The sequence below is a fragment of the Paraburkholderia phytofirmans OLGA172 genome (assembly GCF_001634365.1).
Taxonomy (GTDB): Bacteria; Pseudomonadota; Gammaproteobacteria; order Burkholderiales; family Burkholderiaceae; genus Paraburkholderia.
Genome location: NZ_CP014579.1, coordinates 1,379,778 through 1,392,982, shown reverse-complemented (window position 1 = coordinate 1,392,982; position 13,205 = coordinate 1,379,778). Strand labels below are relative to the sequence as shown.

11 protein-coding genes are annotated in these 13,205 nt (G+C 58.2%); 3 read left to right on the top strand and 8 right to left on the bottom strand.

The window, feature by feature from the left end; all coding sequences use genetic code 11:
* Positions 1-67: 67 nt before the first annotated feature.
* The 5 genes from AYM40_RS26340 to AYM40_RS26320 all read right to left on the bottom strand — a co-directional run bounded on the left by AYM40_RS26340 (position 68) and on the right by AYM40_RS26320 (position 7,320).
* Entirely contained in the window at positions 68-1,228 is a 1,161-nt protein-coding gene (locus AYM40_RS26340; protein ID WP_063499057.1) for an HlyD family efflux transporter periplasmic adaptor subunit, read from the bottom strand.
* A 69-nt stretch (positions 1,229-1,297) separates the two neighbouring features.
* Positions 1,298-2,803 carry an efflux transporter outer membrane subunit gene (locus tag AYM40_RS26335; protein WP_420488512.1) on the bottom strand — a complete coding sequence of 502 codons (1,506 nt, stop codon included), beginning with the start codon at positions 2,801-2,803 and terminating at the stop codon, positions 1,298-1,300.
* A gap of 540 nt (positions 2,804-3,343) precedes the next feature.
* Positions 3,344-3,805, bottom strand: a complete 462-nt coding sequence (locus AYM40_RS26330; protein WP_063500708.1) for a MarR family winged helix-turn-helix transcriptional regulator — start codon at positions 3,803-3,805, stop codon at positions 3,344-3,346.
* Positions 3,806-4,357: 552 nt separating this feature from the next.
* Positions 4,358-5,785, bottom strand: a complete 1,428-nt coding sequence (locus tag AYM40_RS26325; RefSeq protein ID WP_063499093.1) for a methyl-accepting chemotaxis protein — start codon at positions 5,783-5,785, stop codon at positions 4,358-4,360.
* 629 nt (positions 5,786-6,414) lie between these two features.
* Complete coding sequence (locus AYM40_RS26320) at positions 6,415-7,320, bottom strand: LysR family transcriptional regulator (protein ID WP_063499092.1); 906 nt, start codon at positions 7,318-7,320, stop codon at positions 6,415-6,417.
* A 483-nt stretch (positions 7,321-7,803) separates the two neighbouring features.
* On the opposite strand from AYM40_RS26320, the gene AYM40_RS26315 reads away from it, so the two are divergent.
* Positions 7,804-8,826, top strand: a complete 1,023-nt coding sequence (locus tag AYM40_RS26315) for a LysR family transcriptional regulator (RefSeq protein ID WP_082855310.1) — start codon at positions 7,804-7,806, stop codon at positions 8,824-8,826.
* 36 nt (positions 8,827-8,862) lie between these two features.
* On the opposite strand, the gene AYM40_RS26310 is transcribed toward AYM40_RS26315, so the two are convergent.
* The 3 genes from AYM40_RS26310 to AYM40_RS26300 form a co-directional block, all read right to left on the bottom strand.
* Complete coding sequence (locus AYM40_RS26310; RefSeq protein WP_063499091.1) at positions 8,863-9,060, bottom strand: hypothetical protein; 198 nt, start codon at positions 9,058-9,060, stop codon at positions 8,863-8,865.
* Positions 9,061-9,697: 637 nt separating this feature from the next.
* Entirely contained in the window at positions 9,698-10,666 is a 969-nt protein-coding gene (locus AYM40_RS26305; RefSeq protein ID WP_063499090.1) for an SIR2 family protein, read from the bottom strand.
* 198 nt (positions 10,667-10,864) lie between these two features.
* On the bottom strand, positions 10,865-11,077 hold the full coding sequence (locus AYM40_RS26300) for a hypothetical protein (protein ID WP_063499089.1): 213 nt from the start codon (positions 11,075-11,077) through the stop codon (positions 10,865-10,867).
* A gap of 104 nt (positions 11,078-11,181) precedes the next feature.
* Between AYM40_RS26300 and AYM40_RS26295 the strand changes: the two genes are divergently transcribed.
* Both AYM40_RS26295 and AYM40_RS26290 read left to right on the top strand, forming a co-directional pair.
* Positions 11,182-11,520, top strand: coding sequence for a TetR/AcrR family transcriptional regulator (locus tag AYM40_RS26295; protein WP_063499088.1), 339 nt, complete (start codon positions 11,182-11,184; stop codon positions 11,518-11,520).
* A gap of 636 nt (positions 11,521-12,156) precedes the next feature.
* The gene (locus AYM40_RS26290; protein ID WP_063499087.1) at positions 12,157-13,107 is read left to right on the top strand and encodes a LysR family transcriptional regulator; all 951 of its coding nucleotides are present in this window, start codon (positions 12,157-12,159) and stop codon (positions 13,105-13,107) included.
* Positions 13,108-13,205 lie beyond the last annotated feature (98 nt).

Genomic DNA, 13,205 nt, shown 5'->3' with positions numbered 1-13,205 from the left:
CCATATGTCGAATGACTATCGCTGCATCGCGACGAGCGGGTCGGCGCGATGCAGCACGACGCACCGCTTATTCGTTCGCGGCTATGATTTTTGCGATCGCGGCGTCAGCTTCATCGCCATACCGGGCAAATACGCTGGTCTTGTACGTCGAGCTGGATTCGGTTCCGAGCTGCGGGCCATCGGAATTCCTGACATTGACGTCGACGTTCATGGACAGGCCAACGCGCAGTGGATTCTTTTCGAGTTCACCGGCCGGTATTTCGATGCGCACCGGCAAGCGCTGGACGACCTTGATCCAGTTGCCGGTCGCGTTCTGTGCCGGCAGGAGCGCCAGCGCCGAACCCGTACCCGGCGTGAATCCAACCACCTTGCCGTGATAGACCGTCGAGGAGCCGTAGACGTCAGCCGTCAGATCGACCGGCTGACCGACACGGATATGACGCAGCTGCCACTCCTTAAAGTTCGCGTCCACCCACACCTGATTCAGCGGCACCACGGACATCAGCGGGGTGCCCGGCGACACGCGCTGGCCCACCTGGACCGAGCGCTGCGCGACGTAGCCCGTGACCGGCGCCGGCAGCGTTGTGCGCGAATAGGCAAGATAGGCGTCGCGAACTTTGGCCGCGCCTGCGAGTACGTCCGGATGCTGATCTACCGTTGTGTTCGCGGTAAGCGCGCGATTGACGCCTAGCTGCTGCACCGCGGCATCCAGCGCTGCCCTGGTCGATTTGACGGCATCACGTGCGTGCGAGATTTCCTCTTCGGAGACGGCCCCCGACATGCCGGTCGAGAGACGGCGCTTCAGATCGTCCTGCGCTTTTGAGAAGTCAGACTGGCGCATGGCGATCTCCGCACGATACTGATCGTCGTCGACATAGAGGCCGTGGACCCGACGCACCGTCTGTCCCAGGTCGGCCTCGGCGTGCTGCAACGCGATTCGCGTGTCGGCCGGATCGAGCATGACGACCGGATCGCCGGCCTTGACGATTTGCGTGTTGTCGGCATTGACGGCGATCACGGTCCCCGTGACCTGCGGCGTAATTTGCACGACGTTGCCATTGACGTACGCGTCATCGGTGTCAACGTGATAGCGCGCGACCAGTTCGTAGTAGGCGCCATATGCGACGCCGGCCGCAGCAAGGGCCGTGACGAGCGTTGCAATCAGGAGCTTGCGCTTGCCGCTCTTTTTCTGTTGCCCGTGGCTCTCGGAAGATTGGGGTTGGTTCATGACTACACTCCAGCAAAATTGAGTTCGCGTAGCCAGCCGGCGACGCGCGGGTTTTGAAATAGGGGGAAACTAGTGGGACGTCTTATCGGCTGCGTGCGATGCGCCAGGGGCGCTTGCCGACGCGGCGAGATCCGTACTCGCCGATTCGAAGCCGCCGCCCAGCGCCTTGATCAGCGCCACCTGCGAGTTCCGGCGGTCCATCGTCAGATTGGCGACGGCCTCCTCGGCGGCGAGGCGGTTGTCGTCCGCGTTCAGCACCTGCAGCTGCTGGGTCAGACCCGACCCGTAGCGCACCACTGCGAGCCGGTACGCCTGGCTCTGCGCATCAAATGCCTGCTGCGCATCCACGAGTTGCTTATCGGTCGAACGGATGAGCGTGACCTGCGACGCAACGTCTGACAAAGCGTTGATCAGTGTCTTGTTGTAGTAGGCGACGTCATAGTCGAAATCGGCGTAACGGCCCTTGAGCTGCGAGCGCAGTGCGCCAGCATCGAAGATCGGAAGATGGATCGCCGGGCCGGCCGAAATCTGCCGGCTCGATGCAGTCAGGAATCGCCCCCACCCGAAGGCGTCGAGGCCCACTGCCGCGGAAAGATTGACGTCAGGGTAGAACTCGGCCTTCGCTTCCTTGATCCCGTGCGTCGCGGCATCGACCTGCCAAAACGCCGCGACGATGTCCGGGCGGCGCGAGACGAGATCGGCGGGAAGACTGTCGGGCAGAACGACCGCGTCGCCCGTACCGAGCGTGGGCACCGCGATCGCCAATCCGCGATCCGGACCCGCACCGAGCAGGGCGCCGAGCTGATATCGCACGACTGTAATCCGGCCATCAAGATTGCTTACGGTCGTGCGTGTCGTCGCAATATCACCCGTCGCCGTCTGCTTTTCCACGTTCGTATCGAGACCCGCGACAACCCGTCCATTGGTGATGCGCCCGATCTCTTCGCGGTTTCTGAGTTCCTGCGCAGCGATGTCGCGCAGCCTGTACAGGCGCGCCAGCTCGTTGTAGGTACTGGCAACCGAAGCCGCCAACGTGATCCGCACCTCCTCCATTTCCGCCTGCGCCACCTTTTCGTCAGACGTCGCCTGGCGCAGCCGCTCGTGGTTCTTCCCCCACAGGTCGAGGTCCCATGATGCGCCCTCCATCACCGTGTTCTCGCTATTCCACGCGCCGCCGATGGAAGGCGGATAGACCGTGTTTTCCGTATTGAGCTCCCGCGTCCAGGAGTAGCTGGCGTTGACCGTCGGATACAGCTTCGAGTTGGCATTGCCCACATACGACGCCGCCTTGTCGATCCGTGCGCGCGCTTCGTCGATGTCAGGATTGCCCTTCAACGCTTCGTCGATCAGCCTGGGCAACTGGGGATCGCCGAATTGTTCAGACCAGTCGAGAGAGGGCCACTTTCCGCCCTCCGCAGGCAGACTTTCGCTCGCCTCATATTTGGACGGCGCCTCGATATGGTGATCACTCTTGATCCCGGCGAAGTTGACGCAGCCGCCCAACGTGAGCAAGGCAGCCGATGCGATTAGAAGCACAGACCTTTTGGGTCGCAGAACTGAGGGGTGGACAATCATGGTAGTTTCCATTTTTCGAGCTGTGATATCCGTGGTACGTGCATATGCACGCTTAATCCGGTGTACCCGCACAGAATAGGTATCCTTCGGGTTAGCATCAACGACTCTGCGGGTACAAGATTGTTGCAATCCACGAATCCGTCCGACCTGCATGCACTGCCCGGATTGCAACGTGTGTTTGCCGTGACTATCTGAACGGTTGCCGTTCAGATACGTATTCGTTCTTCATTGAAGGCACGGGAACAGACTACGACCGCCCCCCCGCCGAGGGAATACGGGCGGCCGGAACGCACGGTCAGTCAGGGACAACGCCGGCTCTGCTTTTAACAGCCAGTGATACCAGCGGATTTACTTCAGACGTTCCAGGGCAGTGCCCCATCAGGTAAGCCAGGCGTTACGCGGATCAGGCAGCAATCCGCTAACGGCAATTGAACCGTCCGTGGACGGGCACATAGGACCGGGCTGATACCCTTCGCTCGCAAGCGGCCTTCTGTCCGCTGGCAAGCGACCTTCTGCCGGGCCTGAGCGTTCGCCCGCGACTCAACGACGAGTCAACCCGTCTTCGCTGTCCAGATGAGAGACGTCGCTCGTGATGCGAAAGAGCTCGCCTCTCAGGTGAGCTGCCGCCTGCGAGCCGTAGCTGCGTTCGAAGCTGGCCTGGGCGATCTGCCAGTGAACGGACGCTACCTCGAGCCTCTCGCGCCCACGCGCGCTGATCGTGACCCGCAGTCGCCGCTTCCCCTGGACTTCCGGTGCGTCGTAGACCAGCTGATCGCGCAGCAAAGGCTTAAGGGCACGCACGAGCGTCGTTCTGTCCATGACCATCGCCTCGGCCAGCTGGATCATCGTCAGGCAGGGCTCGCGACTCAGAATGCAGAGAATGCTGAACTGGGTGGGCGTCAGGCCAGCATCGGAAAGGTGACGCTCGTAGAGCCTGGAGATATGCCGGGCTGCCTGTCGGACAGCGAAGCAATCGTCTGATTCGAGTGGAAGGATCTTCATGCTGGGAGCATAGCTGTCGCCTCCCCCGCAATCCATGCCTGCAATCGCATCAATTTTTTCTCGGCGGTGTGAATAATCCGGCATCACCTGCCAGAAGTCGATTCATGGTGAGCGTTCCCTGCTCTCCAGAACTGCAGAAAATTGTTGCCGTCACGGCAACAGTCACGGCAACGCGGTGACGGGACAAACCACCGTGCCGGAAGGAATGTTTGACTCTTGGCTGATCGCGGGCTGATGGAACGGCTAATGGCGCCATGGAAAGCGAAAACAAGAAATCGGCGGCTCGTCGCTACTCGACCGGGGCACTTACACTCCAGGTCAACTTGACGTGCGCTCGGAGTCATGTGACACGTCCATGTCCCAGTTACCCTCATGTCGTCGAGCGAATATTGCAGCTCTCCGAGTGGTCAACGGTCCTGGCTCGCTGCTCGTTCCATTGGGGCTCATCGTGTGCTCGTCATTCCAGGGCAACGCCGTGGCAACGTCCAACTACATCCCAATACACTTTTTCGAAGACAACTCGTACTTGCTGGAACCTAACCACCTTCAGGCTTAGTTCGTGTCGTGCTCGACGAGAAAAATCGACATCGCCTCACGTAATGTCCGCGCTTTCTCACGCAAGCTTGCCGACGCTGAAGCGACGCCTCTCACGTGCTGGACATCGCGCTCCAGTATCGCGTCCATCTTGCCCATGCCCTGACTGAACCGATCGACATCGTGGCTTTGGGCATCGCTTGACGCGCTGATATGCGCGATCAACCCGGCGACGTCTTCCACGTGGCCAACAACGTGCCGCATGGCCGCACCAGCGCGTGTCGCTAGCGTCGAACCGCGCTCGACGCGCTGCAACGAATCGCCGATCAGGCCTTTGATTTCGCGTGCGGCGCTCGCGCTCCGATGAGCGAGTGTACGGACCTCCTCGGCCACCACCGAGAAACCTCGTCCGTGACTACCCGCGCGGGCCGCCTCGACCGACGCGTTGAGCGCTAGAAGGTTAGTCTGAAACGCGATGCTCTCGATCATCGCGATCATGTCGCCCATCAGATGGACGGCCTCATCGATCTCATTCATCTTGTCGACGACTTCGCTGACGACTTGCTCGCTTTGCTTCGCCGCGGTTGAGGTCTGCCGCGCGAGGCTGTTTGCCGATGCTGCATGTTCCGCGTTTTCCCTGATCCGTTGCGCAATCTGCTCCATCGCAGTGTTGGTCGCGTTGAGCGTTTCGGCTTGTGTAGTGAACTCCTGCGACAAGGTGTGGTTTTCTTCAGCGATGTTGTCCGATGAAGCCGCCATCTGGTCGATCGTCATGGTGATTTCCCGCATCGCATCGTGGATGGCGTTGAGTGTGTCCTTGAAGGTGCGGCTGCTGGTCCCCTCGAGCTTCATGGGCGGAAGGCGCAGGTCGAATTGACCCGCTTGCCGTGAAAGGTTTTCGCCAAGAACGGCAAGTTCACGGCCCGTTTGTGCATCGGCTTTCATATGCCGCGAGATGAAGATCAGCAATCCGGCCTGGACGACTACGTAGGCCGCATGTGACAGCACGGTCGACCACGCGGGCTCGGTGAAACAATAGACATCCAATCCGGCAAGCTGGAGATAGTTGAACGTGAAGTGGTGCAACGCGATGACGCAGGCAGCACAGATGATCGGTCGCCAGTCTCGATAGGCGAGGAGGAATGACATCAGCACAAAGACGCCAAAGTGCAATTCAGTCAGACCGCGCTCCTGATGAATCTGCAATGCAGCGAATGTCATCAGGCTCGCAGCCAGGAAGAGGCGCGTCACCAGCGCGCCTGCGCGCCAGTAAGCCAGCATTGACGCGACAGCGGCGGCAGGCATACCGACCCAAAGTACGGCGTGCAAGTTGTAGTCGCGTATCGCCAGCAGGCAAGAGATCGCAAACAAGCCCCATACGACAGCAATCATGAGCCTGTCGGCTTTCACATAGACCGCGTGCAGCAACTCGTCTGGCTGTTTCATACGGGTCCCTCAGTTATCCGTTCTTGTTGGTCTGATGCAGGTGCGCGGTCTCTACAACTCTGGGTCGGCGTCTCATACGGCCCGCAGCTGGCGATGACAACTGCCGGCGATCTCTCCGAATACATTGGGAACAATGGCGCGAGCGCGCCCGATCGCCGACGTGTGCCTTGTCCGCGAAGCGTGCATATGCATAACGGCACGCGTGAACTGTTCTTTAGCCAGGCCCGGCATGATTCCCGCCCCCGTCACCCAGGATCCGTGGCGGTGTCACCGGGTCTGATGGCTGGCTGGTGATCGCTAATGGGCGCCCAGCCGGAATATCTTGAGGCCGTGCGAACCGTGAATGCCGCGGAGGATTCAACCGGTCAATGCACTTTTGTGCGGAATGGAACACTTCCGAGAGGAGACCTTGTGTCGTTCTTACGAGATCCGAGAGTGGTCAGCATGCCTGCGCTTAGTTCGCGATCTTGTCGCCGAGTCGGTTTCGTACGGCCTTCAAGATTTCGCCGGACATGCGTGGGTTGGCGGTTGCCGCCACGCGAGAAAGAACCAGCCCCCCCGACCATCGTGGCCACATCAGCCATCGCTTCCGAACATTCGAAGTCACCAGTCGAGTCCGGCCGTCCACGTCAAGGTTGTGTCCCACTTTCATAGAATGAAGTCGCGTGATCGATGAAAGCGCGCACCTTCGCCGGCATCAACGTTTTCGTCACGTATGCGAGACGGATCTCGATTCCGCCTTCGGCGAGCTCGAATTCATCCAGTACACGCACGAGCCTACCCGAGGCAAGTTCGTCGTGAACGAGCACCGCTGGCAGGACGCCAAGGCCAAAACCCTCAAGCACCATCTCGGAATTGAACGCCGGGTTGTTGGATGCAACGTCGAACTTCATCGGCACGGTCATTTCGTTGCCGTCCACCTTGAAGGTGAGTGTCGGCTTCCGGAACGATGGAGACATCGTCACGAACGTATGCTCCTCCAGATCCGCAGGCGTGGTCGGCGTCCGATGGGTTTCGAGGTACGCCGGCGACGCCACAACGATTTGCGGCACCCACTCCAGCAATCTCGTCACCGTCGTGTCACTTGTGAGCATATAGGGAACGACAATACCAAGGTCATACCCGTCTGCAACGAGATCGATCGGCCGCTCCACCAACGTGACCTCAAGACTCACTTTCGGATAGCGCCGCTTGAAGCTCGCCAGAAGGGGGACGAGGCGATACACGGTCGCTGTCGTATGTGCGACCAGGCGCAACACGCCTGTCGGCTCACGTGTCTCCTTGAGCGTTTCAGCTTCGAGCGCTTCGAGGTCGTCCAATATCTTGGTACATCGTTCATAGAAACGCTCGGCAGTTTCGGTCAACGAAATCTGGCGTGTGGTCCTATGGAACAATCTGCTGCCCAATCTTTGTTCGAGTGAAGAGATCGCCCGAGACACAACGGGTGTCGTCACGCCCAGTGTGTCGGCAGCTCGCGTGAAGCTTCCCGCCTCCACAACGGAACGAAACAGACGCAAGGTTTCCACATAGTCCATAGCAATTCCATCGCAGATGCAAGAATTTAGAAAACTAAAACAAGCCTTCCTTTAGACGAATCGCCGTCGCACAGGTTGACCCTCGATGTCCGGACAACCCGAATCGGGACATACCCGCAAGATCACCGCCGCCCCGGTCCCGGCCGCAAGTCAGCACGCCAATCACTATATACGCACGATGCCAGATTCGCATCGGTCGCCGCGCAATCTTCATTTTCGCCCGGTCAGCTTCATTCGAAGCCAGCATCTTCAGACTGGAAACGCGTTGTTGCCCGAATCAGCCTGCCGAGCGAATTGACGTATACGCACAACAGCGCTCGCGGTAGATTTTTTCTCTAATGCTAAAAAATGCGCGTAGGTCAGCATTGTATTTTCGATTCCGTAGTGAATACGTCATCCAGCACGCAACGAAGTCTTGCAATCAGCGAAATAAATGCATTCACGATCCGTGTGACAATTGCGACCGTCTAAGCAAGGATAGGTATGAATACGCTTCAAGCCATGCGCATATTTGTCCGCGTCGTCGAGGCCGGCAGTTTTACCGGCGCTGCGCAGCAGCTCCACACGACAACGGGATATGCGTCGCGCGCAGTCTCCGATCTCGAAGCTCATCTGCAGGCGCGCCTGCTCAATCGCACGACCCGCCGCATCGCGCTAACCCAGGCAGGCGAGCGCTACCTGCAAAGCTGCGAGCAGATTCTGGCGTATATCGATCAGGCGGAAGCCGAGGCGAGTGATGCAGAGGCTCATCCGTCCGGCAAGCTGAAAGTTCACGCGATGACCAGCTTCGCCCAACACTACGTCGTGCCGGCTGTGCGTCGCTACCAGCAACGTTATCCGGCAGTGCAAGTCGAGTTGACGCTCGCGCAGCGTGTGCCGGATCTGCTCGGCGAAGGCTATGACGTTGCGCTCGTGCTCGCACAGGATCTACCTGACTCCGGACTGGTATCGCAACGCTTGGGCGGCGTATTCAGCATTGCCTGTGCATCGCCGGCGTACCTGAAACGCAACGGCGTGCCGCTGGTGCCCGCCGATCTCGGACGGCATACCTGCCTGCAAACGGTAACGCCGGTGTTTCCGGCTGATAAATGGATCTTCGACGGGCCGAACGGCCAAGAGACGTTCTCACACGAGGCCGCAAGCTTCCGGGTCAATGTCGCCGACGCCGCGGCGGCGGCAGTGAGTGAGGGGATGGGTATTGGCCTGATTCCGGTCTACTCGGCGATCGATGGCCTGCGCAGCGGGAAGTTGGTGTGGATCATGCCGGAGTACACGTCGCAGGAAATGAATCTGTACGCGCTGTATCCCTCGCACCAGTATCTCGATCCGAAGGTCCGCACCTGGGTCGAGTTATTGCGCGACGAACTGCCGGTTACGCTCGCGGCCGATCAGGCTGAATTGCCCCGGTTTGCGCGTACCGCGCCGTCTAACCGCCCGCTTGTGCCATCGTGGGTGCCGGAGGGTGTGATAGCGGGCGTGCCGCACGAGCCACTGTCGACTTGTTGAGGGGATGCCAGGAGAAAAGATGCGTGCGCGGCGGCGTTATTCGGTCCAGTCCCAGGCGTAGCCCACAAGCAAAACCATACCCACAACCGCCGCCACCGCTAGCATCGCCGTAACGAGGTCGATAAACACGATATCCATTGCGATATTTAGCATGGCATGACCCAGCACCTCTAGAAGACCTTCCAAACAAACACCCTTGAAAATCTGGACAACCACCGTCGGTTGATTCTGCAAGTATCACCCGCCATGACTCGTTGCGCCTGCGGCTTCGCAGATGGCGCCGCCGCATGGTGGAGCAAAGGACGACCCCGGCATGATATGCGCGCATCGGGTTCGTTCTCAAGCAAACGAGGTGCAAGAGATTGTTGTCGTAGACGTAAGGGTTGCCCTGAGGCTTCGCACTGCGTGCCTGCATGACCCGACCGACATGCCCTGATATACGTGCGATCGTACCGGTCAGCCGCCTCGGTTTTCAGTTCGACATCAGCCGTATGCTGACTGTCGCCGCGGCAGCGCCCTTCGCCCGGGTCTGCGCGTGAACAGTGCTCCCAATCCTCCTGGCAACGCGCCCAAAGCGATACGCCTGGCGTCCCTCCGGCTCTGGTTTCACTTCACCATCAGCTTCAATTACATAGCATTACTATGTTTTTATAAATAAGTATTGGAACAACTTTTCATGCTGTTATCACGATCTTCTACGTAGGGGGATCATGGTTCCGATGACACGTTGCGTGCACGCCTACGATGACGAGTCGCGCGCATGCTGAAGGACAAGGCATCGTCATGCTTAACGATGCCTTCCTCTAACGTTAGCCGCCTCGGCATACGAGTGCAGCGGCTGAGACATGTCCGATCGGGCGCTAGAGGACAGCTAGCCGTCGAGGAATCGCAAGACTTTCTTTAGTTCGAGCGTTTCGCGTTCCCCAAAGATTTCGTTTAGCGGCCGGCGCGACGCTCCTATGAGTCCGTGACGGAATGCATTCTCGACGACGGCCCGCCCCCCGCGTCCATCGCCGGACGACAATGGCGCATTCGCGGCAACGTCCGAACCCTCCGGCGCCATGACGTAAAGCTGCAATCCGTTTTCAGCCACTGCCTTCGCGATTACATCATTAATATAAATGTCACGGAAGCCGTAGCCAATGGTCATAAGTCGATGGTTAGGCTGAGATGCATAGTGCGCGAATTGCCGGTGATACCAGTCGAGAATGGGAGGAAGACCAAGCGCGCGAGCGTTCTCGCCCCCTGTGATAAGCAGCGAGCCGCCTACGCTGTCAACCCAATTCCAAGACCCGTGTAGCTTGAAACACGGCTGTCGATTCGCAGTGACGCGAAATTCGTTTTCACTCGCAGGAACCCACTGGTCCGTCCAAGGGATTCCGCACGGACCAGAGCCCCCGTTCGATGACAATCGCATCCCTGGTAGCTCGACCCCATCCCACCGCTGGAGATACTGATATTCCAGAAGGAGATCCTGGTTCAGGGTAAAGATTGCATCGAACCGGCTCAGGAATTTGCGCACTGACCTGTTCCCGAGACCGAGATCAAAATTTTCAAGGCGGGATATGCAATGGTCCATCGTCCTGGACATCGCTCGAATTGCCGTCTCGAGGCTTCGCAAATCGGCGGAGTGTCTTTCGGGATCGAGCCTCGCCCTACCCTGCAGCTCCGCCAAGGCAGATTCATATCCGCCGACTTCGTTGAAGCGCCAAAGCAACTCCTTGATAGCTGGTGACGATCTAACCTCGGGACATCCGAGCAAATATTCGAAAACCTCCGACCCAAGCCAGCCACCCCAATTACGCGTGAACCCTGCGCCGAGCAATACCGAACAAGCCATCTCCCCTCCGAAAGAAATAGAAACCGCTTCTTACTATCCTGGACGGGTTCGCCAGTTCCCTCTGGCAAGCCTGAACCCATTGTATAAGTTTCCGCATCCGCGCACATCGCGTGCACCGTGCCCCACCCTACGCCCCGTTCTTGCGCCAATGAGATCGCGCTGAGTTCGGGTTGTCGTGCGCTGGACAGCGTCTCACGCTCATGCATTGCTGACGGAAAATTCGCATACGGAAGAAAGAATCTCGCCGGGCAGTTCGGGATCGGGCTTCTCTACGGTGCGAGAAAAGGCGACACCGCCAATCACAATCGTGACGGTTACATTTTCTGACTTCATCGCAAAACCGTCTCCATTCGCGACCGTCATGAACAGCCATGCAATTTTCATTTCACACGAATTCTTATAGTACTCCATTCAATTTCCGATAACACGGTGTTGTTTCCTGCCGATGACAGTTCAACAAAAATCTGGCGTACAATCATCATTCAGATTTATGCCTACGGGACGACATCGCTATCATGGGACATTCTCAGTCAGATAAGTTACGGACCCACGAGCGTATCCTCGAAGTAGCCGCCAAACGGTTTCGCGAACGGGGAATCCAAGGCGTCAGCATCTCCGAAATAATGGAGGAAGTCGGCATCACAGTTGGCGGTTTCTACAACCATTTCTCGTCCATGGGCGAAAGCAACATCGCCCGGCGCGCCAGTAAGGCAACTGCAATTCTCGCTGCACTTGTGGGTGCATCACTGCTTGCACGAGGAACGTCCGACGGGAGTCTGGCAGAGAAGCTGTTGAACGCTGTCTCGGCCGAGCTTCGCTTCGCCTACCTCTCAGAGGTCGTTCCGTCACAGTGACCGTGTGATCGACTGGCCGCCCCGATCGATGAACAATCGACACTGGATACGCTCAATTATTCTCATAATCTGATTTGAAAGCGATTAATAACTGCCCTTTCGCACATCGTTACGCCAGGACTAAGCAGCAGTGCTAGCAACGCCACCGTCATAGGCGGTTGCATGGTCCGGCATTTCGTCGGACGAAACACTATTGGTGAGAGTGTTGGCCTGACGAAAACTTGGGTTAATCAGGCAGATTGTCGTTTGGCGTGTCAGACGGTTCGAAGTGTATGAACATAGCGCGCGAAGCGCTCGCTTGCACCAGGCACTCAGCCGCCAGATCATTCACCGGCAAGCGCTGTTCCATCGAGCAACTGGCTGGCGAAAGCGTGCACATTGCTCAAACTCACACCGATGCCCACGAACCAATCACCGTTAATCTGATTGTTCCAAGCAAGCAAATAGAGTATTTTTGATAGCTCGGTTTATTCGCCCCGCGGGACCTATAGGGTGCCGATATTTAGATTTAAAACAATGGGCAAACCGTCGAAGAAACGGCAATTAGATGAGCTGGATATTGACGATCGCAGAAATATCAACCGCGTCCCCGCTTGATTTCCCGGGGGTATGTCGCTAAGCGTGAGGCAAGGGAATATGGACAAGCTCCTGGCTATGAAGGTCTTCACCAAGGTCGTGGAGATGAACAGTTTCTCCCGTGCGGCAGATGCATTGCAACTCCCACATGCGTCGGCAACCACCATCATCAAGAACCTGGAGGCTTACCTGCAAGTGCGCCTGATGCAACGGACCACTCGCCGGCTTAACCTCACTCCCGAGGGCGCGGAGTACTACGAAGGCTGCGTGCGTATCCTCGCTGATGTTGACGAGACAGAGCACAGTCTTGCCAACGCAGGCAAAGGCCCCCGCGGAAAACTGAGAATCGACATGCCGAGCTCACTCGGTCGTATCGTGGTGATGCCCCGCATTGAAGAGTTCAGACACCGGTACCCTCACGTCGATCTCATGATCGGGTTTGGTGACCGTCCCGTGGATCTGATTCAGGAAGGCGTGGACTGCGCTATCCGGGTGGGCAAGCTGGAAGATTCCAGCCTTGTTGCGAGGCGGCTGGGCGCGCTCTCCACGGTAACTGCTGCGAGCCCGTCTTATCTCGCGCGGTATGGCGAGCCACATTCGCTGGAAGAACTGCAGCAACACATCGCAGTACAGTACTTCTCGAGTCGTACTGGCCGCACTACCGAACTGAACTTCGAAGTGCATGGCAAAAGCGCCGAGATCAAGATGGGCGGTGGCCTCTCTGTCAATGACGCCGATGCCTACGTAATGTGCGGACTCCACGGAGCAGGCATAATCCAGCCACCTCTCTTCATGATCGTGTCGCACCTGGCCTCCGGCGAGCTTACGGAAATCCTGAAACCGTGGAAGTCCCGCTCCATGTCGTTATCCGCCGTATACCCACACAACCGGCACCTTGCCCCCAAAGTTCGAGTCTTCGTCGAGTGGATAGCGGAAATCTTCGATCAATCCGCGCTTGCGTCCACGGAAAAAAAGTCGTTGACGGCGTCGATGACAACGGCCCCGCGCTGACGTCGCTACTGCCGCTCGCCCACCTCGCTTCGAGAAATGAGGCCAACATGACGCACGGCTTGTGAAGGGAGGTCGGCTGGCGCAATGTCCGGTGTCGA